This is a genomic window from Arthrobacter sp. BGA-UO-ETr-C19, from assembly GCF_059568005.1.
This window is the reverse complement of the sequence record NZ_JCAQPC010000008.1, coordinates 184,343-209,075: the sequence shown is the minus strand read 5'-3', so window position 1 is coordinate 209,075 and position 24,733 is coordinate 184,343. Positions and strand designations below refer to the sequence as shown.

Genomic DNA, 24,733 nt, shown 5'->3' with positions numbered 1-24,733 from the left:
CCGGGCCCGGGGGTTGTCCCCCATCGGCCTCCGGCCCGGCCTTCAATCAACCAAAGGACTTTTTTCTGATGAAGAGTGTTAGCAAGACCACCAAGATTGCTGTCGCAGCCGCCATCGTCGCTGTCGGAGGTTTCTCCGGCATCGGACTGGCCAACGCCGCCCAGGTAGCCAGCTCGCAGCATGCAGAGGTGACCCCCGCTACGCCCGCCACCCCGGCCGTTCCCGCCACCCCCGAGGTCCCGGCCGTGCCCGCCGTCCCGGCCACGCCCGCCACCCCGACGGTTCCGGCCGCGCCGGCAGCCAAGGCCAAGGCCGCCGGCGAAGCTGCAGACGCAGCCGACGCCGCCGTGGAAGCTGACAAGGACAACGCCTCCGCCAACGCCAACGTCTCCGCCGGGGACAAGGCTGCCGGTGCCGATGTGACCGCAGCCATCCCCGCCACCCCCGCTGTTCCCGGCGGTGCCGGCGTTCCGGCCACCCCGGCCGTTCCCGCCACCCCGGCTGTGCCGAACGTTGCGGACCACGTGGCCAAGCCCGCCGCGCCGTCCGTCGCCGCAGACGCTGACGTCAAGGCTGACGCTGCTGCCGACCTGCCTTCCGGCAAGTAATCCACAGCACGCGAAACAGGGCGCTCCCCGAATAGGGGCGTGAGGTGTGCGGCGGCTAGGCTTACTACCGCCGCACACCTGCAGTAGAGGGAAGGAACCGTTCCTTGGCAGCTCAGCTGACCGATGACGAATTGTCAGCAGCCCTGTCTGGCGACCCTTCCGGTTTTAGCGCCGTCTACAGCGTCATTTCCCCGGCGGTCCTGGGTTACTTCCGGGCCCGCGGCGTGGACGACCCCGAAGCCCTCACGCAGGACGTCTTCGTGGACGTCCTGCCGAAGCTCAGCAATGTCAGGGGCGGCCACTCCGGGCTCCGGACGTTCATCTTCTCCGTGGCGCACGCCCGGCTCGTGGACTACCACCGCCGGTCCGCGAGGACGCCGCATTTCACCGAGTTCGACCCGCTTGAGGACCACCGGCGGTCGAATTCCGCGGAGGACGAGGTCCTCGGTTCGCTCGGCGGAATCACATCCGCGCTGGCCATGCTCAACGATGACCAGCGGGAAGTGCTGGTCCTGCGGATCGTCGCGGACCTTTCGGTTGAACAGGTGGCCGGCATCATGGACAAGACCCCCGGAGCCATCAAACAGCTCCAGCGCCGCGGGCTGATAGCCCTGCGCGAACTCGTCAAGGAAAAGGACCACGCAGCATCATGAGTGTCACGCCGGCAGGCCGCGAAGAAGGAGAGATCCAGGCGATCCTCCTGGATTCCGGGCTCGAAGACGACGCCGATCTCCGCAGGTCCCTTGAAGAACTGCGCGGGCTCGCCCGGGACTCCGCACCCCAACCGCGGGCCGATCTCGCCGCGCTGCTCGCTCGTGGGGGATCCGCTGCCAGCGTATCCGCCCGGGACGAAGCCCCTCAAGGCGCGTCCATGCGGCGCGCATCCAACGTCCTCAGCCTCGACTTGCACCGGCGCAACCGGCAGCGGCGCATGGGCTTTGTGGTGGGCGCCGCAGTGGTCGGTGCCATGGGACTGGGGGCCGGTGCTGTCGCCGCAGCCTCCAGCGAGGACTTCCGCAACAGCGTAGGCCATACCGTGGTCCGGATGTTCCAGCCGGCCAGCGAGACAACGGCGCCGACACCAGTGCCCACATCGCCCGCCGCCATTCCCGCGGCTCCGGCACCGACGGTTGCTGCGCCAAAACCATCAGTCACTGAGACGCCGGCTTCGCCGTCGGCACCAGCGACGCCGGCCCAAACGGATCCGGCCTCCTCAAACGGTTCGTCGAACTCAGCACCGGCGAAGGGTTCCTCCCACGGAGCCGCGAAGAGCCAGACGCCAGGCGGCCCCAGCCAGCTGCCCACGGTCCCTGGGACTGGTGTGGCTCCCAAGCTTCCGCCCAAGCCGCTGCCGGCGGTGCCTACGCTGCCCGGCGGCATGCCAACCGTCCCTGCCAAGCCGGTCCCCGGCACGCCTTAAACCCCGGGACGCCCTAAACGGAGCAGCCCGAGTTTTTGTACACTTATTGGCCCCAAACGGCCGCCGAAGTCGCGGTACGTGTACAAAAACTCCTCGGCAGCCCCGGCTGATTAGACGGACCAGACGGGCGGCAAAAAAGTTATTGAAAAAGTTTTGGAATCGGCGTAACCCGTTGGGGTTTCCCGTCGATTACCAAAGTGAGAGTGCCGGGCTGGAAATTGTCCCCCATCAAAATCCAGCCCGGCATTTTTTATGTCTTCGGTCCGGTCAGACCGTTGCTAGGCCAGGACCTGCCGCTTCGAGGAGATAACCCCCGTATCGAAGCCGGCAAGGTGCAGCCCGCCGTGGAAGCGTGCATGCTCGATCTTGACGCAGCGGTCCATCACGACGTCGAGCCCGGCGGCTTCGGCTTCTTTGGCCACGTCCTCATGCCACGACCCCAGCTGCAGCCAGAGAGTCTTGGCGCCGGCCGCGATGGCCTCGTCAAGGACACCGGGGAGGTCGTCGTGCTTGCGGAACACATCCACGATGTCCGGACTCTCGGGAAGGTCGGCGAGGGAGGCGTAGGTAGGCTGGCCAAGGATCTCCTTAACAACTGGGTTCACGAAGTACACCTTGTACCGGGTGGAGGACTGCAGGTACGTGGACACGAAGTAACTGGCCCGCGAAGGCTTGTCCGAGGCCCCCACAATGGCAATCGACTTCGCCTCACGCAGCAGGTTCAATCGTTCCGGCGCGGAGGGCCCGGTCCAGGTTCTTTCCGTGGTGCTCATGCGTTGGCTCCGATCGTGCAGGAATCTGCAGCTTCCCCGAGGACGACGGCGTCATCCGCCGTCGCGTTTTGAGCTTGCGTTAGCGCCTGGTCCAGGTCCCACAGGATGTCCTCGAGGTCCTCCAGGCCGACCGAGATGCGGACCAGGTCCTCCGGTACGCCGGCGGACGCCAACTGCTCGTCGCTGAGCTGCTGGTGCGTCGTGGACCCGGGGTGGATCACCAGGGTGCGGGAGTCGCCCACGTTGGCCAGGTGCGAGGCCAACTGCAGGGATTCGATGAACTTCTGGCCGGCTGCACGGCCGCCCTTCACGCCGAAGGAGAACACGGAGCCCGGCCCCAGGGGCAGGTACTTCCGCGCCCGCTCGAAGTGCGGGTGGGACGGCAGGCCGGAGAAGTTCACGTAGGCCACGCGCTCGTCGGCTTCAAGCCATTCGGCCACGGCCTGGGCGTTCTTCAGGTGCTCGTCCAGGCGCTGGGGGAGGGTCTCCACGCCCTGCAGGAGCTGGAACGCGGCCAGCGGGGTCAGCGCCGGTCCAATGTCGCGCAGCTGCTCGCAGCGCAGCTTGGTGAGGAAACCGTACTCGCCGAAGTTGCCCCACCAGGAGACGTTGCCGTAGGAGGCCACCGGCTCGGTCATGGTGGGGAACTTGCCGTTGCCCCAGTTGAACCGGCCGCTCTCCACGATCACGCCGCCCAGCGTGGTGCCGTGGCCGCCGAGGAACTTCGTGGCCGAGTGGATCACGATGTCCGCGCCGTGTTCGATCGGCCGCACGAGGTACGGCGTGCTCAGGGTGGCGTCGACGACGAGGGGGATGCCGGCGTCGTGCGCCACCTTGGCCAGCCCCTCAAGGTCCTGGACTTCCGACGACGGGTTGGCCACCACCTCGACGAAGATCGCTTTCGTGTTCTCCCGGACGGCCGCCGCGTAGTCGGCGGGGTCGGTGCCGGGAACGAACGTGGTGTCCACGCCGAAGCGGCGCAGGGTCACGTCGAGCTGGGTAACCGTGCCGCCGTACAGCTGCGACGCCGCCACGATGTGGTCACCGGACTGGGTGAGGGCGGCGAAGGTGATGAACTCGGCGGCCATGCCCGACGACGTCGCAACAGCTCCGATGCCGCCCTCGAGCGAGGCGATGCGCTCTTCGAAGGCCGCAACCGTCGGGTTCCCGATCCGGGAGTAGATGTTGCCGTACTTCTGAAGGGCGAACAGGTTCGCGGCGTCCTGGGTGTCCTTGAACACGAAGGACGTGGTCTGGTAAATCGGCACGGCGCGGGCCCCGTGCTCGGCGTCGGGGGTGCCGCCGGCGTGCAGGGCGCGGGTGCGGAAGCCGAACTTGCGGTCAGCCATTACGCGTTCACCAGCCCGGTGGCAATCGGCGTGGCGGAGAGGTCCAGCTCGGTGCCGTTCTTGCGGGCCAGGTCCGCCTCGAGCTCGCGGACGATCGGCAGGACATCCCGGCCGAACGAGGCGATTTCCTCCTGGAAGTGCAGGTAACCGGTCAGGAAGAGGTTCACGCCGATCTTCTTGTACTCCACGATGCGCTCGGCGATCTGCTCGGGGGTGCCGATCAGCTGGGTCTTGAAACCGTCGTTGTACTGGACCAGGTCCTCGAAGGTGGAGTCGGCCCACATGCCCTTGCCGTCCTTGGTGGACGCGCCAGCTTCCTGGACGGCGTCGCGGAAGCCCTGGACTGCGGGCTTGTGTGCCTTCTCCACGATTTCGCGGAGCGTGTCGCGGGCTTCCTTTTCGGAGTCACGGGCAATGACGAAGCCGTTGAGGCCGAAGCGCGGGGCGGCCAGCTGGGCTTCCGTGCCGCGGCCGGTTTCGCCGGAAGCGGCGACGACGCCGGCGATGTTCTCCTTGAAGCCCTCAAGGTCCTTGCCGTTGGAGAAGTACCAGTCGGCGACACGGCCCGCGGTGGCCTGGGCCGCCGTCGAGTTTCCGCCGAAGAAGATCTCGGGGTGCGCGCGGCCCGGAACGTCCACGGGCGCGGGGTTCAGCGTGAAGTCGGTGATGTTGTAGTACTTGCCGGCCTGGCTGTACTCCTTCTCGGTCCACAGCCCGCGCAGCACCCTGATGAATTCCTCGGTGCGGACGTAGCGCTCGTCGTGCTCCAGCCATTCGAGGCCGAAGTTGGTGAACTCGTTCTTGAGCCAGCCGGAGACGATGTTGACTGCGGCGCGGCCGTTGGAGATGTGGTCGGCGGTGATGATGTACTTGGCCAGCACGCCGGGGTGCCACATGCCCGGGTGGACGGCGGCGATCACTTTAAGGCGCTCGGTGGCGGCGAGCAGGGCGAGGCTGAAGGACGTCGCCTCGTGCTGCTTGTCGGCCCCGTAGGACGCTGCGTAGCGGGTCTGGGTCAGGGCGTACTCGAAACCGGATTCCTCGGCGATGCGGGCCAGCTTCTTGTTGTAGTCGAAGTCCCAGCCGGTGCGCTGCTCGATGGTGGAGACCACCAGGCCGCCGGACACGTTCGGCACCCAGTAGGCGAACTTCAGCGGTTCGGAAAGACGGGCTACGTTGCTGATGTCGTTCATGAATTTTCCTTAGCTAGGGCCCGCTCGCGCAGGGCGTCCTGGATGCCGGCGATGGCCGGTTCGTTCTGGAGTGAGGTTGTGTCGCCCAGCGTGGTTCCCTCGAAAAGCTGGGTCAGCAGGCGGCGCATGATCTTGCCGCTGCGGGTCTTGGGTACGTCGGGGACAACGACGACGTCGCGCGGCTTGGCGATCGGGCCAATCGCCTTGGCAACGTGGTTGCGGAGGTCCTCGGTGACCGGGTCTGGGCCCACGACCGCAGGGTTCCCTGCCCGAGCTTGTGAGGGGAGGGGGCGGTTGGGGACCCCGCCCTTTAGTACAACAAAGGCGACGACGGCGTGACCGGTCTTGGGGTCGGCTACCGGACACACGCCAGCCTCCACCACGTCGGGGTGCGTGACGAGGGCGGATTCGATCTCGATCGTGGAGAGCAGATGGCCTGAGACGTTGAGGGTGTCATCCACCCGCCCCAGGATCCAGATGTCGCCGTCGTCGTCGTATTTGGCGCCGTCGCCGGCGAGGAACCAGCCCTGCTCCGCGTACTGGCTCCAGTAGGAGTCGAAGTAGCGGCGCGGGTTGCCCCAGACGGTGCGGGCGATTGCCGGCCCGGGCTGGTCCACCACGATGAAGCCCTGCACGCCGGGCTCGGTGCGGTTCCCGGCCTCGTCCACCACACGGGTGCTGACGCCGGGCAGGGCGCGGGCCGCGCAGCCGGGCTTGAACTTGGTGTCGGTGGGCGCGGGGGACATGATCGTGGCCCCGGTTTCAGACTGCCACCAGGTGTCCACCATGGGGGCGTTGCCTGCGCCGAGGTTGTCGCGGAGCCAGCGCCACGCCTCCGGGTTCACGGCTTCGCCCACGGTGCCCAGCAGGCGGATGGAGGAGAGGTCGTAACTGTCCGGCACGCCGTCCGGGAACCAGCCCATGAGCGATCGGACCAGGGTGGGCGCCGTGTAGTACTGCGTGACGCCGTAGCGCTCGATGATCTCGAAGTGCCGGCTTGGATGCGGCGTGTTGGGCGTGCCCTCGAAGATCACCTGCGTGACGCCGTTGGAGAGCGGGCCGTAGATCTCGTAGGTATGCGCGGTGACCCAGGCGAGGTCGGCGGTGCACCAGTGCACGTCCTGGTCCCGGAGGGCAGGATCGGGGTTGCTGAACAGGTGCTCGAAGCTCCACGATGCCTGGGTCAGGTAACCGCCGGAGGTGTGCACCAGGCCCTTGGGCTTACCGGTGGTCCCGGAGGTGTACATGATGAACAGGGGAGTCTCGGCGTCGAACGCTTCGGGCTCGTGGACATCGGAGGCGGGTTCGACGACGTCGTGCCACCAGACATCGCGGCCGGCGGTCATGGGGACCGTGGCGAGGTCCGCGGGGGAGGTGGTGCGGTTGATGACCAGGACGCGCTCGATGGCGTTGTCTCCGGCGACGGCGGCATCAGCGTTGTCCTTGACCGGGACCGCGACGCCGCGGCGGAACTGGCCGTCGGTGGTCACCAGCAGCTTCGCGCCCGTGTCCTCGACCCGGAACCGGAGGGCCTCGGCGGAAAACCCGCCGAACACCAGGGAGTGAACGGCGCCGATCCGCGCCACGGCGAGGGTGATAATGACCGTTTCCGGGATCACGGGCAGGTAGATGACCACGCGGTCGCCCTTGGTGATGCCGAGGGACAGCAGCGCGTTGGCGGCCTTGGACACCTCACGCTGCAGCTCGGCATAGGTGATGGTGCGGCGGTCGCCCGGTTCGCCCTCGAAGAAGAGCGCCACCCTGTCACCGCGGCCGGCGGCGACGTGACGGTCCACGCAGTTGTACGCGACATTTAGCTTGCCGCCGTCGAACCACGTGATCTCGGGTCCACGGCCGGCTTCGACGTCGGCGGGCAGCCAGCTGTGCGCCGTATGCCATGGTTTGCGGCCGCCGGACTCTTGGTTTCCGGGAGGCTCGGCCCAGTCCAGCCGGAGGGCCTGTTCCTCCCAGAAGGCAACGTTGCCGGGGTCGACAATGGAGGTGGTGCCGCTGTGACGCGCCGGCCCGTCGGTGGGGACGCCGTGCACTGCGCCGTCCGTTGGCTCGGTCGAGGACCATCCCGAAGAGCCGGAAGAGGAGCCGGGCGCGTCACGCAGCCCTGCTTCGACCGCCGTCGCGTCCGAAGTGGTTTGTGGGGTTGCCTCGGACGGAATCCGGGCAAGGGTGGGCAGGGCAGAAGTATTCTTTGGGGTCATTGCAGCACTCCATCGGTCCTGGCAGTAGCACCCCTAGCCCTCCGCCGGGACGGAAGAACAGTGACGTGGGAATGGTCGTCTCACGTCACCCGGGGTTGCTGCGGCTTCATCGATCCAGGTCTCTCGGCCGCTCGGGATGGTCATTACCTACTAGAGCGGAGATGCAGGATTTCTCAAAATCGGCACCTTTGCGGCTGTAATATTCGTTCATGGCTGCTGCCGCGCCAGTACGGCATTCAAATATTCGGAAAAGTCCGCCAAATCGCCGCGGGAGTAGAGTTGAGGCATGGCTCACGAAAACGATCCGGCGGTTATTGACCGACTCATGCGAACGAAGGGCACCTGGGCCATTGTCGGCCTGACCCGGAATGAGTGGCGCTCGGCCTACGACGTCTCGCTGTTTGTCCGGGACCGCATGGGCATGGAGATCATCCCCGTAAACCTGCCGGGCGATGACGTGCACGGAGAGAAGGGCTACCGGACCCTCGCCGAGATCCCGGCGGCAAAGCACCCGATCGACGTCGTGGACTGCTTCGTCAATTCGCAGAAGGTGGGGGCCGTCATCGACCAGGCCATCGCTGTCGGCGCCAAGGCGGTATGGCTGCAGCTGGGCGTGTTCGACGACGCCGCCGTCGAACGCGCAAAGGCCGCCGGGCTGGACGTCGTGGTGAACTCGTGCCCCGCCCGCGAAGGCTGGCGCGTAGGCATTTAGCCTGTTCAGGGCTTTAGTTTAACGCCTCATGAGCTCAGGGTAGTGGCGTTCGGTGACATCCGGGTGGGCACGCATCCGGCCCTTGAGCATGTTCAGGCCGAAAGAGGCGAGCATCGGGTTGGACGGGTCGTCCGAGATGCCGCGCGCCTGCGCCTTCAGTTCTGCCGGGAGGGGTACCGGATCGATCACCGCGTCGAGCCGGGGTGACCAGAAGAACGGGACGGAGTAGCGGTCCACGCCGGGTGGCGGGGCTTTGACCCGGTGGATGGTGGCGGCCAGGTAGCCCTCGGTGGCCACTTCCAGCATTTCGCCGAGGTTCACCACCAGCGCTTCAGGGGTGGGCTCCACGGGGACCCACGCACTCGCGCCCGGCGGCAGCACTTCCAGCCCGCCCACCTCATCCTGGAGGAGGAGGGTCACGAATCCGTAGTCCGCATGGGAGCCCACTCCCTGGTCGCCCGCCGCTTCCACCACTCCGCCGACGTAATGGACCAGCTTGCCCATCCAGGCCGGAGTCTCCCTGAACGCTTCCTCGAAATAGTTCTCCGGCTGCTGGAGGGACACCGCGATGGCCCGCATGAGCTCCGCCCCCACCTTGGACATGAGCTCCGCCCAGCCCATGGCCGCCTGCTTCAACTCAGGCATCGACTCATCCGGCCAGAGGTTGTGGCCCTGGAGGAGCCAGTACGGCTGCTCGGGGGGATAGTCCTTCACCGGGTCCCGGTCGGGTGAGTAGTCGATCTGCTCACGCGCGTCAGCCCTTCCCTGCGTGACCTCCGTGCCCATCCGGGTGTAGCCGCGGAAATGCGGGGACAGCCGGTTGTCCAGCTTCATGCGTTCATCGAGGGGCAGGTCGAAAAAGCGCCTGATCGTCGCCAACAGCTCCCGGGCCTGGCCGGGGGCACCGCTGTAGCCGATGACCTGGAAGAAACCGACGCGGTGCGTGGCATCGCGGAGCTCCTCAATGAAGTCCGGATTGAACGAACCGTCGGCCCGGCGTGCGGAGCCGAGATCCAGTACGGGTATGGTCTCCCGGGCAGCTGCCATGTTCGCAGACTAGCACCGCCCGGAAAGGGTTTGTAGGCTCGCAGCATGGATCCAGCCGAACTGAGAAACATCTGCCTGTCGTTCCCGGGCACCTTCGAGGACTTCCCGTTCGGTCCCGAAACGTCGGTGTTCAAGGTCAGGGCGGCCGTGTCCGGCGGGGCAAAGCAGGAGGCCAAGATGTTCGCTGCGTCCGCCATGGATCCTGACGACTGGTCGGTGAGCCTCAAGTGCGAGCCTGCCCTGGCCGAACAGCTCCGGGCCGTGCATCCGGAGATCACCGGCGCATGGCACATGAACAAGACGCACTGGAACGGCGTCCGCCTGGACGGGGCCCTGCCCGACGACATGGTCCGGGACATGGTGGAGGATTCCTACGACCTTGTGGTTGCCTCGCTGAGCCGGAAACAGCGGGAGCAGCTTGGCTGGGCCGGGCGGGTAGGCAATGAGTGAGAAGCGCCTAGCTCGGGGTGCCCTCAACTATCCGGAGATCGGTGCTACCGAGCGCGGCGGGTCGCCGGCGGGCTTCCGCCGCGTGGCGTCCCGCACCTATCTCGGCGAGGGGGCCGATCTCTATCTCCGGGTGGCCCAGGGGATCCTGGCCTGGGAACTGCAGCGGCGGTCCGGCCTGCGGGTCCGGACCGAGTCCGGCGTCGTCGTTCCCGGCGTACGCGTGGTGAGCGGATTCGGCGTCGGGCCCTTCCGCCTCAACGTCCCCTGTGAAGTGGTGTGGGTGCACCGCCCAGTTCCGGGCGGCGGACCGCAGTCAGCCGGGTTCGGCTACGGTTCCCTGCCGGGCCATCCGGTGCGCGGCGAGGAATCGTTCGAGGCCGAGATCGATGCCCAGGGCCGGGTGTACCTCAGCATCACGGCGTTCAGCCGGCCGTCCAACTGGTTTTACGCGGCAGGCGGCGCGCTGGCCCGCCGGGCGCAGCGCCTCATGACTTCCCGATACATTGAAGGTGCACGGCAACTCGCCGCAGGTGAAAGCTGATCAGGAGAGGTACATGCTGGACCAAAAGAGCCTTGACCTTTTGTGGAATTTCGAGGATCCGAAGCTGTCCGAGCAGCACTTCCGGGACGCGCTCGCCGACCCCCGGTACGACGCCGACGAACGCGCCGAACTCGCCACCCAGCTGGGGCGGGCCATCGGGCTCCAGGGCCGCTTCGAAGAGGCTGACGCGCTGCTCGACGCGATTGACGGGGACGAGCCGACGGTGGGTGTCCGGATCCTGCTGGAGCGCGGGCGGGTTCTGAACTCGAGCGGGCACGCGGCCATGGCGGTGCCCCTGTTTGAGCAGGCGGCCGAGCTCGGCGACCATCTTGGCGAGGAGTTCCTCGCGGTGGACGCGCTTCACATGCTGGCCATAGCCGATTCCGCCCACGCGGAGCTCTGGACGCGCAGTGCGCTGGAGTACGCCTCCACCGTGCACGACGAGCGCACAAAGCGCTGGATGGTGGCCCTGCACAACAACCTGGGCTGGACCCTGCACGGCGCCGGCCGGCTCACCGAGGCGCTCGTGGAGTTCCAGCTGGCCGAGCAGTGGGCCGAGCGCGTCGGAACCCCGGCCCAGCAGAAGTACGCCCGCGAGGCCATTGAAGAATGCGAGCAGGCGCTATCGTCCGAACAGAACACAAAAACCCAACGAAAGGCATAGCCCCGTGATATTTATCGTCGTTAAGTTCAAGGTCAAGCCGGACTGGTCGGACAAGTGGCTCGGCCTCGTGGCCGACTTCACCGAGGCCACCCGCCAGGAGCCGGGGAACCTGTGGTTCGACTGGTCCCGCAGCGTGGAGGACCCCAACGAGTTCGTCCTTGTCGAAGCGTTCAAGGACGATGCGGCCGGCGACCACGTCAACAGCGCCCACTTCAAGAAGGCCATGGCGGACATGCCGCAGGCCCTCGCCGAGACCCCGCGGATCATCAGCCGCCAGCTCGACGGCGAAGGCTGGGACACGATGGGCGAACTCACCATCTAAACCGGCATCGCTAGCATTGATGGCATGTGGATCGGCTGGATCGAGTTCGACATCCTCCTCGGCGACGTGCACAGCCTCAAGGAGAAGCGGTCCGTGGTGCGGCCGCTGCTGGCTGAGCTGAAACGGCGCTATGAGGTCTCCGTGGCCGAGGTGGGGGACCACGAGCAGTACCGCCGCACGAGGATCGGCGCCGGGCTGGTCGCCGCGGACCGCGCGCACCTCGTGGAGGTGCTCACCGCCGTCGAACGCTTCGTGGCCTTCCGCCCCGAACTGGAGCTGCTGAGCGCCCGGCAGCGGGAGATCCACAGCGAGGATTAAAGCAACGCGGGGTCACTTCCAGCCCAATCCCGGGGGATTATTGGGCGGGAAGTGACCCCGCGTTGGCAGTTGCTGGCGTTAGCCGAAGTACTTCGGCAGGGTGGCCTCGTGGGCTTCGCGGAGGGCCTCCAGCGAGAGGGTGTCCACGCCGTTGATCTCCAGCTGTCCGCTGGCTGCGTCTACCACGCCGATGCGCAGGTGCTCGAAGCCGCGGGCGGTGCACATGTCCTTGAAGCGGACTTCCTCGGAGCGCGGAACGCTCACGACGGCGCGGCCCTGGGTCTCGGAGAACAGCGCCGTGAAGAGGTCAACGCCGTCGCGGTCCAGGACATCCTGCAGCGCGATGCGGGCACCCACGCCGTAGCGCAGCGACGATTCCACGAGGGCCGCGGCAAGGCCGCCTTCGGAGAGGTCGTGGGCCGAGTCCACCATGCCGTCGCGGGACGCGTTGATCAGGATCTCGCCCAGCGCGCGTTCGGCCTCGAGGTCAACCTTGGGCGGCAGGCCGCCGAGGTGGCCGCGCAGGTTGGACCATTCCGAGCCGTCCAGCTCGGCAGCCGTGGTGCCCAGCAGGTAGATGGCTGCGCCGTCTTCCCGCCACCCCGACGGCGTTCGGCGGGTGACGTCGTCGAGCTTGCCCAGCACTGCCACCACGGGGGAGGGGTGGATCGGCGTGGTGCCGGTCTGGTTGTACAGCGAGACGTTGCCGCCGGTCACCGGGATGCCCAGCACCATGCAGGCGTCGGAGAGGCCGCGGATGGCTTCGGCCAGCTGCCACATGACGTCCGGGTCCTCGGGGGAACCGAAGTTCAGGCAGTCGCTGACGGCCATCGGCATAGCGCCGGAGGTGGCCACGTTGCGGTAGGCCTCGGCCAGAGCCAGCTGGGCGCCGTGGTACGGGTCCAGGTAGGTGTAGCGGCCGTTGGCGTCGGTGGCCAGGGCAACGCCCAGGCCGGATTCCTCGTCCACGCGGACCACACCGGCGTCGTCCGGGAACGCCATGGCGGTGTTGCCGCCGACGTACCGGTCGTACTGGTTGGTGATCCAGGACTTGTCGCACATGTTCGGCGAGGCAACCAGCTCGGTGACGGCTGCGGCCAGTTCCGCCGGGGCGGAGGGGCGGCCGGCGTCCTGCACGGAACCGGTGAACTGATCGGCCTGGACGGCGTCCTGCCACTCCGGGCGGGCGAACGGGCGGTCGTAGACCGGGCCGTCGTGGGCCACGGTGCGGGGGTCGACGTCGACAATGACTTCGCCTTCCCACGTAATGATCAGGCGGCCACTGTCGGTCACCTCACCGAGCCAGGCGTACTCCACGGCCCACTTGTCCATGACGGCTTCGAACGCCGCGACGTTCTCCGGCGTCACCACGGCCATCATGCGTTCCTGGGACTCGGACATCAGGATCTCACCCGGGGTCAGGGTGGGGTCGCGCAGCAGGACAGAGGTCAGTTCGACGTTCATGCCGCCGTCGCCATTGGAGGCGAGCTCGGACGTGGCGCAGGAGATGCCTGCGGCGCCGAGGTCCTGGATGCCTTCAACCAGCGAGCCCTTGAACAGTTCAAGGCAGCACTCGATCAGGACCTTCTCGGCGAACGGGTCGCCCACCTGGACAGCCGGGCGCTTGGACGGTTTGGTGTCGTCGAAGGACTCGGAGGCGAGCACGGAGGCGCCGCCGATGCCGTCGCCGCCGGTGCGTGCACCGAACAGCACTACCTTGTTGCCCTTGCCGGAGGCGTTGGCCAGGCGGATGTCCTCGTGGCGCATCACGCCCACGGCCAGGGCGTTGACCAGCGGGTTGCCCTGGTACACGGAGTCGAAGACCATCTCGCCGCCGATGTTCGGCAGGCCCAGCGAGTTGCCGTAGCCGCCGATGCCGGCGACCGCGCCGTGCATGACGCGGGCGGTGTCCGGGTGGTCGATGGCGCCGAAGCGCAGCGGATCCATCACGGCAACCGGGCGGGCGCCCATGGAGATGATGTCGCGGACGATGCCGCCGATGCCGGTGGCGGCACCCTGGTACGGCTCAACGAACGACGGCGAGTTGTGGGACTCGATCTTGAAGGTCACGGCCCAGCCGTCGCCCAGGTTGGTGACGCCGGCGTTTTCGCCGATGCCCACCAGCATGTCCTTCTTCATCTCGTCGGTCACCTTCTCGCCGAACTGGCGCAGGTGGTTCTTCGAGGACTTGTAGGAGCAGTGCTCGCTCCACATCACGGAGTACATGGCAAGTTCCGCGCCGGTCGGGCGGCGGCCCAGGACCTTGACGATCTCGTCGAACTCGTTGCGCTTCAGGCCCAGCTCGGCCCAGGGCAGCTCGGTGGCCGGCGTCTTGGCCGCGTTTTCGACGGTGTCGATGTTGAACTTCTTGGTCTCGGTGATCGAGCTTGTAGAGATCTCGGTCATTAGTTCGCTCCCACAATCTTGTTCAGTACCGAGGTGAAGAGACCGAGGCCTTCGGTGTCGGACCCGCCGATACCGTCCAGCGACTCGGGGCCGAAGCCCACCTCCACGGCGTGCTCCGGGTGCGGCATGAGGCCCACCACGTTGCCGGCGGAGTTCGAGATGCCGGCGATGTCGCGGCGCGAGCCGTTCGGGTTGAAGCCCACGTAGCGGAACACCACGCGGCCCTCGGCCTCCAGGGCGTCGAGGGTCTTCTCGTCCGCGATGTACTGGCCGTCCTGGTTCTTCAGCGGCACCGTGATTTCCTGGCCCGCGGCGTAGTCCCCGGTCCAGTAGGTGCTGTTGTTCTCGACCCGCAACACCTGGTCGCGGCAGATGAACTTCAGGTGGTCGTTCTTGATCATGGATCCGGGCAGCAGGTGCGACTCGGTCAGCAGCTGGAAGCCGTTGCAGATGCCGAGCACCGGCAGCTTGGCGTCCGAGTTGGCGGCGTCGATGATCTTGGACATCAGCGGGGCGAAGCGCGCGATGGCGCCGGCGCGCAGGTAGTCGCCGTAGGAGAATCCGCCCGGCAGGATGACGGCGTCGACGTCGCCCAGTTCGAAGTCTCCGTGCCAGAGCTCCACGGGCGTGCCGCCCGCGAGCCGCACCGCACGGGAAGCGTCCCGGTCATCCAGGGTCCCGGGGAAGGTGACGACGCCGATCTTTGCGCCCGCGAGGCGCGGCTCGGCGGCGACGGCGACTGCCTCGCCGATCAGGGGAAGTTCAGTCATCTCAGGCCTCGACGACCTCGACGTTTACGACGTCCTCGATCACGGGGTTGGACAGCAGGGTTTCGGCGGCATCGCGGGCCTGGGCCAGGATGTCCTCGGTCACCTCGCCGTCAACGGTCAGTTCGAAACGCTTGCCCTGGCGTACAGAGCTAAAGCTGGTGAAGCCCAGGCGGGGGAGTGCTCCCACGATGGCCTTCCCCTGCGGGTCCAGAATCTCGGGCTTGGGCATGACGTCGACAACGATCCGGGGCATCCGGTAACTCCTGTGCGTGTGCATTGGGTAAGGGCGCAGCGGAGTGGTGCCGTCTCACGCCATTCCTGAGGTTGCCTGGCCGGTTCAAATGGCAGGGCATTCAAATGGCATGGTGTGGACGGGCGCTCCGCGAGCTTGCATGCCTATTCTACCGGCCGCGGCGCACCACTCCGTATTCGGTGCGGCGGACGTGCGGCAGACGCCGCAGGAACGGAAGAACGACGCCGGCTCTGGCCCGCCGTCGGCAGCCTCAGTAGGATTGCGGAATGGCTGAGAAACCGAAATCTGTCCTGTTGCCGGTGATGGCCGTCGCCGTGTTCGCCGGCCTCGGCAGGATGGTGTTCCAGAAGATCAAGGCCGACCGGGCGGCCCGCCAGAAGGGCGACGGCCAGGACGGTGGTGGCCGGGGGCGTGTTGGCCCTCGTGCTGCCGGACAGGACCGGATGGCAGGTCCGGTGGACGAGAAGACGCGCCAGTGGATCAGCGAAGTGGTCCGTACGCCCCGGCAGTAGATCACCGGCGGTAACTCCGCTGGCGAGGCCGCGGAACAACCCCAGGCGGGTGCCCTTTCCGGGTGCCCGCCGCTTTTTGTGTTTGTGTCGAAGGCCATGACAAAAAAGTAAAATTCGTGGATTGTGCCCTATGTCATATGCGGCTCTCAGTAGGTACTGTGGGGATCGGTCGACGATTGCTGGGATCGACAGGACCTGTCATCTTCACGTGTCGTTGCCGCCTGCGCCCGGCAATGTAGCCGGGGCTGTTCCTTTATGAAAGGTTCAAACCACTCGTGAAATCAGCAGGAAAAAGCTTCTTCCGAAGCCGGGGGGCCCGGAAAGCAGCGGCACTGGTTGTCGGCTTGCCTTTGCTCCTTTCGTCAGTCGGCGCGCTGCCGGCAACCGCGGCGCCGTCGCGGCTTGCGGCTCCGGCCGCACCGCAAAAGAACGTCGACCCCAACGACTACTCCGCCGGCCGCTACATTGTGGTGCTGACCGAGAAGCCCGCCGCCACCTACGAGGGCGGCACGCCGGGCCTGCAGGCCACAAAGCCGCGGTCCGGCCGCAAACTGGACGCCGACCGGGCAGAGGTCCGCAAGTACCAGGCCCACCTTGAGGCGAGGCAGGCCGCGCTGGCCGAAAAGGAAAACGTGCAGATCCGCCGCCAGTACACGGCGGCATTGAACGGCTTCAGCGCCACGCTCACCGCCGACCAGGCAGTGAAGCTGGCCAAGAACCCCGGGGTCCTCTCGGTGGCGCCGGACACCCAGCAGGCCCCGGACTACTCCACCACTGACTTCCTCAAGCTCAGCGGCGCCAACGGCACATGGAACAGGCAGTTCGGCGGCAAGGCGGGCGCCGGCAAGGGCGTTGTGGTGGGCGTCATCGACTCCGGCTACACGCCTGGCAGCGAGTTCTTCGCCGGCACGGACGTTGCGCCGCTCAAGGGCAATCCCCAGGTTGGCGTTCCCTACCGCACTGCCGGCGGCAGCATCGCGATGCTGAAGGCTGACGGCAGCACCTTCGAGGGCGAGTGCCAGAAGGGTGAGAAGTTCAACGGAACAGCCTGCAACTCCAAGGTCCTCAGTGCCAGGTACTTCTCCGACGCCTTCGAAGAGTCCGTGGCCAAGCCGGACCGGGCGCCGGAGGAGCTGATTTCGCCCGTGGATGTGGGAAGCCACGGAACCCACACGGCAAGCACCGCCGCCGGCAACGCCGACGTCGAGACCTTCGTTGACGGCCGCAGCTTCGGCCTGACCGGCGGCGTCGCACCGGCAGCCAAGCTCTCCGTCTACAAGATCTGCTGGGAGGACAACGATCCCGACACCGGCGGCTGCTACACCTCGGCAGCAGTGGACGCCATCAACCAGGCCGTACTCGATGGCGTGGACGTCCTGAACTACTCGATCTCGGGCACTACCTCCAGCACCACGGACCCGGTGTCCATGGCGTTCCTGTCCGCGGCCTCGGCCGGCATCTTCGTGGCCACCTCCGCGGGCAACTCCGGCCCTGAAGCCAGCACGGTAAACCACGGCGAGCCATGGGTCACCACCGTTGCGGCCAGCAGCTTCTCCCAGGAACTGCAGGGCACCGTCGAGTTCTCCGACGGCAGCAAGTTCCGCGGTGCCAGCATCATGAACCGTGAGGTTGCCGGCGCAGGCGTTGTGCTCGCCGCCAATGCAGCATCGGGGCAGGCCGCCGATCCGGCGCTGTGCGCCCCTGGCTCACTCGACCCGGCCAAGATCGCCGGCAAGGTGGTGGTCTGCGACCGCGGCGTCTACGACCGCATGGCCAAGAGCGCCGAGGTAGCGCGGGGCGGCGGGGTGGGCATGATCCTCGTCAATCTGACGGCTTCATCGCTCGACGCCGATAAGCACTCTGTCCCCACCGTGCACGTGAATCCGCCTGCCACGGCGGCCATCAAGGCCAAGGTGGCGGCGAACCCGGCCATCACGGTTTCCCTGGTCAACAAGGACACCACGGGACTGCCCGCCGAGGCGCAGCCGCAGATCGCGGGCTTCTCCTCCCGCGGACCACTCCTCGCCACCGACTCTGACCTGCTGAAGCCCGACGTCGCCGCGCCCGGCGTGGCTGTCCTGGCCGGAGTATCTCCGATCGGCGCCGGCGGCGACGAATTCGGTTTCATGTCCGGCACGTCGATGGCGTCGCCCCACGTGGCCGGCTTCGGTGCCCTCATCCTGGGCAAGAACCCCGTCTGGTCCCCGGCCGCCGTGAAGTCGGCCATGATGACCACCGCCAGCGACGTCAAACTCGCAGACGGAAGCAAGAACACGGACGTCCTGGCCACCGGTGCAGGGCAGGTCGATCCCGCCCGCGTGCTGGATCCGGGTCTCGTGTATGACGCCAGCACGGACGACTACCTGCGGTTCATTCAGGGAACCGGCGTCGATCTGGGCATTCCCGGCCTCGGCAGTACGCGGTCCCGCGACATGAACGTCCCGTCCTTCTCGCTCGGAAACCTGGCAGGCAGGATCGAGGTCACCCGCACCGTGACAGCGCTGACGCCGGGCGTGTACAGGGCCAAGGCCAGCGTGCCGGGAGTGAAGGTGACGGTCACTCCGTCGGTCCTGTCCTTCGGCGCAGCCGGGCAGAAGCGCACGTTCAAGGTGGCTTTTGAGAAGCAAAGCGCCAAGCTGGGCGCGTTCGCCGCCGGGTCCCTCACGTGGCAGGGGGCCAACAAGACCGTGACATCACCGATTGCGGTCCGGCCGCAGTCGGTGGTGGCTCCCAAGAACATTTCGTTCAGCTCCCAGGGGGCCAGCGGTTCCGGGAACATCAGCATCGTCTCGGGTTCGAACTCGCCCACGAACGTGACGCTCGACGGCCTCTCAAAGGCGGACTCCTCGGCCATCGAACTTGTCCCAGGGCCCTTCCGGTACGAGGCGGATGCCTCGAACTTCGTCAAGACCGTGGAAGTTCCGGCCGGCGTTCCCCTGGCCAAGCTGTCAGTGATTTCCGCGGACGAAAACGCCGACTTCGACATGGTGGTCGTCACCCCGGACGGTCGGGGAATCGTCGTCGCCACGGCCTCGGCGAGCGAGTCTGTCTCGATTCCGAACCCTGCTGCGGGTACCTACCGGATGTTCGTGAACCTCTACGACAGTCCCAGCCAACAGGCAACCAAGGCCTCCGTGGATGCTGCGGTCCTAGGGGCAAATGAGGGCAACGCCACCGTGACGCCTGATCCGGTCCGCCTTGCGAACGGGCTCGGCGGGAAGCTCGCCCTCGCCTGGAAGAACCTGGCTCCCGGCTCCTACATCGGACGGATCACCTTCGACGGGGCCAGCTCCCCGACGTTCGTGAACGTTGTGGTGGCGGAGGGCGGCGCCGTCGCGGTTGCACCGGCTTCGGAAGATCCGAAGAAAAAGAAGGAACAGGGGAAGGTCCAGAACGAGGACCTGACGCGGTCACCGGATAACTCCATCTAGGAAGGTCCCGGAACCGGGCTCCCGAAAGGGCCCCACAGCGAAGGCCGGCGGGCGTGGCACAAAATGCCAGGGTCCCGCCGGCCTTCGCCGCATTTGGCTGGAGTTTTTGTACAGGTAATGGGCGCTAACCGCCCCGCAAGTCGCGATATGTGTACAAAAACTCCTGTTGTACCGGCCTCGGGAAAGTTGGGGCAGCTCAGATGGCGCCCGTGGACCCGGCCACTCCGCCCAGCAGTGGGGACAGCGCCCGCCAGCGCGCAATTTCGCAGCCGTCCGTCAGGGAAAACCGGGAGTTCACGGCGCGGCCGTTGAAGGTGCCGGTGACCACGGCAACCTGGGGGCCGCCGTACTGCTGGGTGCACAGCTTGGGCGGGCCCGGCTCGGGGAAAAAGATCCGTTCGCCGAAGCGGCCGACGGCGACAATCGCCGCCGCCGGATCCGGCAGTGTTGATTTCACCAGCTGGCCGGAACGGCTGACGAGGACAAAGACGTGTTCCGGGCCGCCCGGGGCGTGGGTGAGGGCCACAGTCAGTTCAAGGTCCGTGTCCGGAGGCAGGCTGATGTCCGGGCCAGGGGATGCCGGCAAATCGCTCATCGTTCCGTCTCCGTCCCGAGGTTGTCGAAGAGCGGCGCGAGGGCGTCCATCAGCCGGCCGCGCAATTCCTGGGCTTCGGCCGAGAAAGCCCGCTGCTGCTCCACGTAAGCCGCCTTGCCGTCGGGGGTCTCAATCGGAATGGCCGGGTAGCCCCAGTCCGTGAGGTCATAGGGGGACGCCTGCATGTCCATGACCCGCACCCGCCACGACAGCTCGAAGCAGTCCATTACGAGTTCGCTCGGCAGGGCCGGCGAGAGCTTGTACGCCCACTTGTAGAGGTCCATGTTGGCGTGCAGGCACCCGGGTTGCTCCATCGTCCGCTGGTTCTCCCGGCTGGGCGACAGCTCGTTCAGGGGCACGGCGTCGGGCGTGTAGAAACGGAACGCGTCGAAGTGGGAGCAGCGGATCCTGTTGTCCTCAACCACCTTGTCGGTGCCCGCACCGCCCAGCCGCAGCTTGAGGTACTCGTGGCGCAGCTCGAACTTCTCCTGCCGGTACACCATGGCCCACTCGTGCAGGCCGAAGCAGCCGAACTGCGCCGGCCGCGCGGCTGTTCCCGCCAGGATGATCCGGGCAAACAGGAGGGCATCGCGCCGTTCGGCCAGGAACGCCTCCCGGTCGAACGCCACCGCGTTGCTGCCGGGCGGCAGGCCCGCGCTGGCCAGCTCACCGGCGTTGAGCGCTTTGTAGTACTTCCAGTCCTTGCGGGCGGCAGCCTCCGTGCCGGAGAGGACCACGCCGTCCCCGGGATGCCAGCGCAGCAGCTGGCCGGGCTTTTGCGTGTAGTACGTGAAGAGGAAGTCCTCCACGGGATGCTTCCGCCCCGCGGAGCGGCGGGCAAGGTAGGGATCGGCGTAGCGGCGCACCCTGCGCACGTGCGCGGCCTCCAGTTCCCTCCAGCCGGCGGGGGCGAGGACCTGGCCGGCAGGGATGGTCAATGCAGTGCCTGCCACAGTGCTAAAGCGCCCCGCCTGCAGCGCCGAGGATGTCCTTGGCGGCGTTCCAGGCACCGATCTGGCAGCCGTCCCGCAGGGCGAAGGAGGTCTCCACCGGGGTGCCGTTGACTTCGCCGGTCACGGTGGCCACCTGTGGACCGCCGTACTGCTGCGTGCAGGAGATGCCCTTCGGCGGGGCGGCGGCGTTCACGATGGCCGCGTTGTTCTTCAGAGCCGTGCAGGCTGCGGCGGCGTTGGGGTGCTGGCTCTCTGCCATCGACGCGCCGCCCTTGCAGACCAACGTGTAGTTGACGCCCTTGCCGTCCTTCGACGCTTTGACCGTGATGGACAGTTCGGCATCGCCGGCGCCGGGCCCGGACGGCAGGGGAGAAGCGGCAGGGGGTGCGGGCGCTGGGACTGTCGTTTCGGCGTCGGGCGGTGTAGCACCGGGCGCGGGGGTACCGGGAGTGCCGGTGCCGGGGGTTTCCGTGCCCGGAGTCCCGGTGCCCGGAGTCCCGGTGCCTGGGGTTTCGGTGCCGGGCGATGAGGCCCCCGGCGAGGCGGTGGTGGTCCCGGGGGAAGGCTGGCCGGTTCCGGTGTCCGGGGTGCAGGCCGCGAGACCGCCTGTCGCCGCGAGGGCGAGCAGCACAGAAATCATTTGCTTGCGCATGCCGGGGTCTCCTCAAGTTTTTCCCATTCTACCGTCGGGGCCCCGGGCCGTCCGGTACAGGCGGATAACAGTGCCCGGCAATTGCTAACGGAAGGGTATCGATTCTTGCGGGCGTCCGCGGTATCTTTCTGACATCAACGGGTGCGCGGCATAACCAAATAGTGATGACGCCCATGGGGGGCAGAGCGTCCAGTTCGTGGGACCGAAGGTCTACAGGTCCTGAACCAAGGAAGGCATCCCCCCATGATCCCTCAGCAATCCACTACCCGCCCCGGACATGGCAGAAGGCTGCCGGCAATATTCGCCGTGGCCCTTGCCATGGTCATTGGCCAGGGCCTCGCCGGTCCAACGGCGGCGGCTCCTGCACCTGCATCGGCGCAGCCGGCAGCGCTCCAGCCAACCGCTGCGCAGCCGGCAGCATCCCCGCTCGACGACGGCCACTACATCGTGATGCTCAAGGACAAGCCGCTGGCCACATACTCCGGCGGCGTCCCGGGCATCCCCGGCACAGCGGTGCCGAAGGGGAAGAAGCTGAACCCTTCCGGCCCCAACTCGCGCAAGTACGATGCCCACCTGAAGGCCAAGCAGCGGCAGGCGGCAGCGTCCACGGGCGTGACCATCAACAGGAGCTACACCCTGGCGCTCAACGGCTTCAGTGCAGTCCTGTCCGCCGCCCAGGCGAAGGCGCTCGCCGGTGACACCGACGTTCTGGCCGTGGTCCCGGACAGCATCCGCAAGCCGGACTACTCGAGCACGGACTTCCTTGGACTGCCCGGCGGCGACGGCGTGTGGGACCAGCAGTTCGGTGGCACGGATGAGGCGGGCAAGGGCATTGTGGTCGGCATGCTGGACACCGGCTACACGCCCGACAACCCGTTCTTCGCCGGGGACACGGTCGATCCGCTGTCCGGCACCCCTGACGTGGGCGTTCCGTTCCGCCTCCAGGGCAACGTGATCGCCATGCGCAAGGCCAACGGCGGGACCTTCGTGGGCGACTGCGTGGCCGGTGACGGCTTCGACGGCACGGAATGCAACAGCAAGGTCATCGGCGCCAGGTTCTACGACAAGGCGTACAAGGCAGCGGTTCCCCCGGAATTCCGGTCCCCGAGTGAAAAGTTCTCGCCGCTGGACGTTAACGGCCACGGATCCCACACAGGCAGCACCGCAGCCGGAAACGCCGACGTCACCCAGACGGCAGGCGGGCGCGACTTCGGCAAGAGCTCAGGCGTTGCGCCGGCGGCCAAGATTGCCGTGTACAAGGTCTGCTGGGAAGGCGCCATTCCGGAGGCCACCGGGTGCGTTGAATCAGACATTCTCAACGCCATCCAGGATGCCGTCCTCGACGGCGTGGACGTGCTGAACTTCTCCATCTCGGGAAACAACAACTCCACTGTCGATGCGGTTTCCCTCGCGTTCCTTAACGCGGCGGCCGCAGGGATCTTTGTGGCTGCCTCCGCCGGCAACTCCGGCCCGACTGCCTCGACCGTCAACCACGCCGGTCCCTGGATCACCAGCGTGGCAGCCTCGACGTTCGACAACACGCTCCGCGGAACCGCGGAACTGTCGGACGGAAGTAAATTCGCCGGTGCAAGCGTCATGAGCAGCGAGGTGGACGCCAAGCCGATCGTGCTGGCCGTGGACGTGAAGGCGGCCGCCGCCCTGGCGACCGATGCGGCCTTGTGCGCGCCGAACTCCCTGGACCCGGCCAAAACTGCAGACAAGATCGTGGTCTGCGACCGCGGCGTTGTGGCACGCGTTGACAAGAGCGCCGAGGTCGCGCGCGCAGGCGGCGTGGGCATGGTCCTGGTCAACCTGACGCCCGGCTCGCTCGACGCCGATCTGCACAGCGTGCCCACAGTGCACGTGGGCGACCCGAAGATCAAGGACCTGGTGGCGGCGACCCCGGGCATGACGGCCAGCCTGAAGGCGACCGACACCACCGGGGCCGAACCCCCGCCGGTGCCGCAGATTGCGGAATTCTCCTCACGCGGGCCCACCCTGGCATCCAACGGGGACCTGCTCAAGCCTGACGTGACAGCTCCCGGTGTGGCAGTGCTGGCCGCGGTTTCGCCCGTCGGCTTTAAGGGCGAGACCTTCGGCTTCCTGTCCGGCACGTCCATGGCGTCGCCGCACATCGCGGGCTCGGGTGCGCTGCTGCTGGGCAAGAATCCGCAGTGGTCCCCGGCGGCCGTGAAATCCGCCATCATGACCACTGCCTACGATCTGGTCAACGCAAAAGGCACCGAGGTGCATGATGTCTTTGCCCAAGGTGCCGGCCATGTTGATCCCGCCCGGTTCGACTCCCCGGGGCTCGTTTACGACGCCGGCATCAGCGACTGGATGGGCTTCCTTCAGGGACAGGGAATAGACCTTGGCGTCGCACCTGTGGCGGCCAAGGACGTCAACCTCCCCTCGGTGGCACTGGGCGCCATGTCCGGCAGCCAGACTGTCACGCGGTCCGTGACCGCTGTGACGGCAGGAACGTACACGGCCGCCATCACCCTTCCCGGAATCACTGCCACCGTCAGTCCGGCAGAAGTGACGCTGGCGGAGGGTGAAAGCGCCACGTTCACCATCACATTCACTACGGCAGGGGCTCCGCTGAATGTGTACTCCACCGGTTCCCTGACGTGGACATCAGGCGACAACACCGTCCGCTCACCTGTGGCGGTACGGCCGGTGCAATAGTGCCGCTGATCCAGGACGGACGACGCCGGGACTCACCGCTGGTGGTGAGTCCCGGCGTCGTGCTTCTCCCGGCCTGGCGCCGGGCGGCGAGGCACGCGGGGAGGCAAATGATTAGTGCACTAATCGTTCGTGTATAATTGATGGTGGCAGTAGTCCCAATATGGAGTGGATACCGTGGCAAAAGAGAACGGCGCACAGCGGTTTATGCGGGCAACCGGCAAGCTCAGGGCTGTTTTTGGCCCCGCCAACAGGAGTTCGCTGGTGCACGACATGACCGAAGAGAACCGTAAACTGCTCGCCCAGCGTGAGGCCGAGACGCAGCAGTGGGAGACCGTCCGGCGCCCGGACGGCAGCACGTACGTTGTGCCCCGCAACCCCGATGACAAGTCCCTGCGCTAGCAGACGCTTTTACGGCCAGGCGTGGGACCAAACAAGAGTCGAACCATTGCCCGCCGGGGTTCTTTTTCGGGCTCCCGGCGTAAAATAAGGGCACTGGCAATCGAAGGGCAGACGCTCTGACGCCTTCAAGCAGGGAAGGGGGTGGGACTTGTGGCACATGTGCTCACTGGCTTCATGAACCTGACGGACAGGCTCCGGTTCGTATTCGGCCCTGCCGCCGTAGGCGATTCAGCTGCTCCGGTGGTTCACCTGCATGACGATTATGAGCATGCTTCCGAAGATGATTTGGCCCAGTTCGAAGTCGAGACCGACTCGGAGGGGCACCACTATGCTGTCCGCAAGAGCGACCTGGACAAGTGATAACGCCTTTATTTGAAGTAAAGAAGCCCGGTGCGTGAACGCACCGGGCTTCTTTCTGCACTGGTCTTCCAGCGCTGGCCGTGACAGCGCTGAGGCAGGCG

At 66.7% G+C, this 24,733-nt stretch carries 25 protein-coding genes; 14 read left to right on the top strand and 11 right to left on the bottom strand.

Annotation, left to right across the window (positions count from 1 at the left end):
• Positions 1-68 precede the first annotated feature (68 nt).
• From AC57BR_RS04000 to AC57BR_RS03990, 3 genes are all read left to right on the top strand, one after another.
• Positions 69-608, top strand: a complete 540-nt coding sequence (locus tag AC57BR_RS04000) for a hypothetical protein (protein WP_496358460.1) — start codon at positions 69-71, stop codon at positions 606-608.
• 104 nt (positions 609-712) lie between these two features.
• Positions 713-1,261: an RNA polymerase sigma factor gene (locus AC57BR_RS03995; RefSeq protein ID WP_496358459.1), complete on the top strand. Its 549-nt coding sequence runs from the start codon at positions 713-715 to the stop codon at positions 1,259-1,261.
• The gene (locus AC57BR_RS03990) at positions 1,258-2,028 is read left to right on the top strand and encodes a hypothetical protein (protein ID WP_496358458.1); all 771 of its coding nucleotides are present in this window, start codon (positions 1,258-1,260) and stop codon (positions 2,026-2,028) included. Before AC57BR_RS03995 ends, AC57BR_RS03990 begins: the two co-directional genes overlap by 4 nt.
• Before the next feature lie 278 nt (positions 2,029-2,306).
• Here the strand turns inward: AC57BR_RS03990 and AC57BR_RS03985 are convergent, their stop codons facing one another.
• Genes AC57BR_RS03985 through acs form a run of 4 tightly spaced genes read right to left on the bottom strand, consistent with a single transcriptional unit; the run spans position 2,307 to position 7,559 of the window.
• Entirely contained in the window at positions 2,307-2,801 is a 495-nt protein-coding gene (locus tag AC57BR_RS03985; protein WP_496358457.1) for a CoA-binding protein, read from the bottom strand.
• Positions 2,798-4,150 carry an O-acetylhomoserine aminocarboxypropyltransferase/cysteine synthase family protein gene (locus AC57BR_RS03980; protein ID WP_496358456.1) on the bottom strand — a complete coding sequence of 451 codons (1,353 nt, stop codon included), beginning with the start codon at positions 4,148-4,150 and terminating at the stop codon, positions 2,798-2,800. The genes AC57BR_RS03985 and AC57BR_RS03980 overlap by 4 nt, the downstream gene beginning before the upstream one ends.
• A complete protein-coding gene (gene sfnG, locus AC57BR_RS03975) occupies positions 4,150-5,343 on the bottom strand; it encodes a dimethylsulfone monooxygenase SfnG (protein ID WP_496358455.1) in 1,194 nt (397 codons plus the stop codon). Before sfnG ends, AC57BR_RS03980 begins: the two co-directional genes overlap by 1 nt.
• Positions 5,340-7,559, bottom strand: coding sequence for an acetate--CoA ligase (gene acs / locus AC57BR_RS03970; protein ID WP_496358454.1), 2,220 nt, complete (start codon positions 7,557-7,559; stop codon positions 5,340-5,342). The genes sfnG and acs overlap by 4 nt, the downstream gene beginning before the upstream one ends.
• A gap of 286 nt (positions 7,560-7,845) precedes the next feature.
• Between acs and AC57BR_RS03965 the strand changes: the two genes are divergently transcribed.
• On the top strand, positions 7,846-8,271 hold the full coding sequence (locus AC57BR_RS03965) for a CoA-binding protein (RefSeq protein WP_496358453.1): 426 nt from the start codon (positions 7,846-7,848) through the stop codon (positions 8,269-8,271).
• 18 nt (positions 8,272-8,289) lie between these two features.
• Here the strand turns inward: AC57BR_RS03965 and AC57BR_RS03960 are convergent, their stop codons facing one another.
• Complete coding sequence (locus AC57BR_RS03960) at positions 8,290-9,318, bottom strand: isopenicillin N synthase family dioxygenase (RefSeq protein WP_496358452.1); 1,029 nt, start codon at positions 9,316-9,318, stop codon at positions 8,290-8,292.
• 45 nt (positions 9,319-9,363) lie between these two features.
• Between AC57BR_RS03960 and AC57BR_RS03955 the strand changes: the two genes are divergently transcribed.
• From AC57BR_RS03955 to AC57BR_RS03935, 5 genes are read left to right on the top strand one after another with little or no spacing between them, the layout of a single operon-like run.
• Positions 9,364-9,768 (top strand): MmcQ/YjbR family DNA-binding protein, encoded by a 405-nt coding sequence (locus tag AC57BR_RS03955; RefSeq protein WP_496358451.1) that lies wholly within the window; start codon positions 9,364-9,366, stop codon positions 9,766-9,768.
• Positions 9,761-10,309, top strand: coding sequence for a DUF1990 domain-containing protein (locus AC57BR_RS03950; RefSeq protein ID WP_496358450.1), 549 nt, complete (start codon positions 9,761-9,763; stop codon positions 10,307-10,309). Before AC57BR_RS03955 ends, AC57BR_RS03950 begins: the two co-directional genes overlap by 8 nt.
• 13 nt (positions 10,310-10,322) lie before the next feature.
• Positions 10,323-10,973 (top strand): hypothetical protein, encoded by a 651-nt coding sequence (locus AC57BR_RS03945; protein ID WP_496358449.1) that lies wholly within the window; start codon positions 10,323-10,325, stop codon positions 10,971-10,973.
• 4 nt (positions 10,974-10,977) lie between these two features.
• Positions 10,978-11,295, top strand: a complete 318-nt coding sequence (locus tag AC57BR_RS03940) for a putative quinol monooxygenase (protein WP_496358448.1) — start codon at positions 10,978-10,980, stop codon at positions 11,293-11,295.
• 24 nt (positions 11,296-11,319) lie between these two features.
• Positions 11,320-11,613, top strand: a complete 294-nt coding sequence (locus tag AC57BR_RS03935) for a DUF503 domain-containing protein (protein WP_003798425.1) — start codon at positions 11,320-11,322, stop codon at positions 11,611-11,613.
• A 78-nt stretch (positions 11,614-11,691) separates the two neighbouring features.
• Here the strand turns inward: AC57BR_RS03935 and purL are convergent, their stop codons facing one another.
• From purL to purS, 3 genes are read right to left on the bottom strand one after another with little or no spacing between them, the layout of a single operon-like run.
• Positions 11,692-14,019: a phosphoribosylformylglycinamidine synthase subunit PurL gene (purL, locus tag AC57BR_RS03930; RefSeq protein ID WP_496358447.1), complete on the bottom strand. Its 2,328-nt coding sequence runs from the start codon at positions 14,017-14,019 to the stop codon at positions 11,692-11,694.
• A complete protein-coding gene (purQ, locus tag AC57BR_RS03925) occupies positions 14,019-14,789 on the bottom strand; it encodes a phosphoribosylformylglycinamidine synthase subunit PurQ (RefSeq protein WP_496358446.1) in 771 nt (256 codons plus the stop codon). The genes purL and purQ overlap by 1 nt, the downstream gene beginning before the upstream one ends.
• 1 nt (position 14,790) lies before the next feature.
• Entirely contained in the window at positions 14,791-15,042 is a 252-nt protein-coding gene (gene purS, locus AC57BR_RS03920; protein ID WP_003798434.1) for a phosphoribosylformylglycinamidine synthase subunit PurS, read from the bottom strand.
• A gap of 266 nt (positions 15,043-15,308) precedes the next feature.
• On the opposite strand from purS, the gene AC57BR_RS03915 reads away from it, so the two are divergent.
• A complete protein-coding gene (locus tag AC57BR_RS03915; protein WP_496358445.1) occupies positions 15,309-15,554 on the top strand; it encodes a hypothetical protein in 246 nt (81 codons plus the stop codon).
• A 344-nt stretch (positions 15,555-15,898) separates the two neighbouring features.
• The gene (locus AC57BR_RS03910) at positions 15,899-18,985 is read left to right on the top strand and encodes a S8 family serine peptidase (RefSeq protein WP_496358444.1); all 3,087 of its coding nucleotides are present in this window, start codon (positions 15,899-15,901) and stop codon (positions 18,983-18,985) included.
• A 196-nt stretch (positions 18,986-19,181) separates the two neighbouring features.
• Here the strand turns inward: AC57BR_RS03910 and AC57BR_RS03905 are convergent, their stop codons facing one another.
• From AC57BR_RS03905 to AC57BR_RS03895, 3 genes are read right to left on the bottom strand one after another with little or no spacing between them, the layout of a single operon-like run.
• Entirely contained in the window at positions 19,182-19,580 is a 399-nt protein-coding gene (locus AC57BR_RS03905; protein ID WP_496358443.1) for a serine protease inhibitor, read from the bottom strand.
• Entirely contained in the window at positions 19,577-20,518 is a 942-nt protein-coding gene (locus AC57BR_RS03900; RefSeq protein ID WP_496358442.1) for a 3-methyladenine DNA glycosylase, read from the bottom strand. Before AC57BR_RS03900 ends, AC57BR_RS03905 begins: the two co-directional genes overlap by 4 nt.
• A 19-nt stretch (positions 20,519-20,537) precedes the next feature.
• A complete protein-coding gene (locus tag AC57BR_RS03895; RefSeq protein ID WP_496358441.1) occupies positions 20,538-21,185 on the bottom strand; it encodes an SSI family serine proteinase inhibitor in 648 nt (215 codons plus the stop codon).
• Positions 21,186-21,428: 243 nt separating this feature from the next.
• On the opposite strand from AC57BR_RS03895, the gene AC57BR_RS03890 reads away from it, so the two are divergent.
• The 3 genes from AC57BR_RS03890 (at position 21,429) to AC57BR_RS03880 (ending at position 24,632) form a co-directional block, all read left to right on the top strand.
• Entirely contained in the window at positions 21,429-23,873 is a 2,445-nt protein-coding gene (locus tag AC57BR_RS03890) for a S8 family peptidase (protein WP_496358440.1), read from the top strand.
• Positions 23,874-24,077: 204 nt separating this feature from the next.
• Positions 24,078-24,272 carry a hypothetical protein gene (locus AC57BR_RS03885; protein WP_194718022.1) on the top strand — a complete coding sequence of 65 codons (195 nt, stop codon included), beginning with the start codon at positions 24,078-24,080 and terminating at the stop codon, positions 24,270-24,272.
• 150 nt (positions 24,273-24,422) lie between these two features.
• Positions 24,423-24,632: a hypothetical protein gene (locus tag AC57BR_RS03880; RefSeq protein ID WP_496358551.1), complete on the top strand. Its 210-nt coding sequence runs from the start codon at positions 24,423-24,425 to the stop codon at positions 24,630-24,632.
• The last annotated feature ends 101 nt before the right edge of the window (positions 24,633-24,733 follow it).

Excerpts from the sequence above, each read along its gene's own strand:
- AC57BR_RS04000 (WP_496358460.1), top strand. The coding sequence starts at position 69 with ATGAAGAGTGTTAGCAAGACCACCAAGATTGCTGTCGCAGCCGCCATC.
- AC57BR_RS03990 (WP_496358458.1), top strand. The coding sequence starts at position 1,258 with ATGAGTGTCACGCCGGCAGGCCGCGAAGAAGGAGAGATCCAGGCGATC.
- AC57BR_RS03985 (WP_496358457.1), bottom strand. The coding sequence starts at position 2,801 with ATGAGCACCACGGAAAGAACCTGGACCGGGCCCTCCGCGCCGGAACGA.
- AC57BR_RS03980 (WP_496358456.1), bottom strand. The coding sequence starts at position 4,150 with ATGGCTGACCGCAAGTTCGGCTTCCGCACCCGCGCCCTGCACGCCGGC.
- sfnG (WP_496358455.1), bottom strand. The coding sequence starts at position 5,343 with ATGAACGACATCAGCAACGTAGCCCGTCTTTCCGAACCGCTGAAGTTC.
- acs (WP_496358454.1), bottom strand. The coding sequence starts at position 7,559 with ATGACCCCAAAGAATACTTCTGCCCTGCCCACCCTTGCCCGGATTCCG.
- AC57BR_RS03965 (WP_496358453.1), top strand. The coding sequence starts at position 7,846 with ATGGCTCACGAAAACGATCCGGCGGTTATTGACCGACTCATGCGAACG.
- AC57BR_RS03960 (WP_496358452.1), bottom strand. The coding sequence starts at position 9,318 with ATGGCAGCTGCCCGGGAGACCATACCCGTACTGGATCTCGGCTCCGCA.
- AC57BR_RS03955 (WP_496358451.1), top strand. The coding sequence starts at position 9,364 with ATGGATCCAGCCGAACTGAGAAACATCTGCCTGTCGTTCCCGGGCACC.
- AC57BR_RS03950 (WP_496358450.1), top strand. The coding sequence starts at position 9,761 with ATGAGTGAGAAGCGCCTAGCTCGGGGTGCCCTCAACTATCCGGAGATC.
- AC57BR_RS03945 (WP_496358449.1), top strand. The coding sequence starts at position 10,323 with ATGCTGGACCAAAAGAGCCTTGACCTTTTGTGGAATTTCGAGGATCCG.
- AC57BR_RS03935 (WP_003798425.1), top strand. The coding sequence starts at position 11,320 with ATGTGGATCGGCTGGATCGAGTTCGACATCCTCCTCGGCGACGTGCAC.
- purL (WP_496358447.1), bottom strand. The coding sequence starts at position 14,019 with ATGACCGAGATCTCTACAAGCTCGATCACCGAGACCAAGAAGTTCAAC.
- purQ (WP_496358446.1), bottom strand. The coding sequence starts at position 14,789 with ATGACTGAACTTCCCCTGATCGGCGAGGCAGTCGCCGTCGCCGCCGAG.
- purS (WP_003798434.1), bottom strand. The coding sequence starts at position 15,042 with ATGCCCCGGATCGTTGTCGACGTCATGCCCAAGCCCGAGATTCTGGAC.
- AC57BR_RS03915 (WP_496358445.1), top strand. The coding sequence starts at position 15,309 with ATGGCTGAGAAACCGAAATCTGTCCTGTTGCCGGTGATGGCCGTCGCC.
- AC57BR_RS03905 (WP_496358443.1), bottom strand. The coding sequence starts at position 19,580 with ATGAGCGATTTGCCGGCATCCCCTGGCCCGGACATCAGCCTGCCTCCG.
- AC57BR_RS03895 (WP_496358441.1), bottom strand. The coding sequence starts at position 21,185 with ATGCGCAAGCAAATGATTTCTGTGCTGCTCGCCCTCGCGGCGACAGGC.
- AC57BR_RS03890 (WP_496358440.1), top strand. The coding sequence starts at position 21,429 with ATGATCCCTCAGCAATCCACTACCCGCCCCGGACATGGCAGAAGGCTG.
- AC57BR_RS03885 (WP_194718022.1), top strand. The coding sequence starts at position 24,078 with ATGCGGGCAACCGGCAAGCTCAGGGCTGTTTTTGGCCCCGCCAACAGG.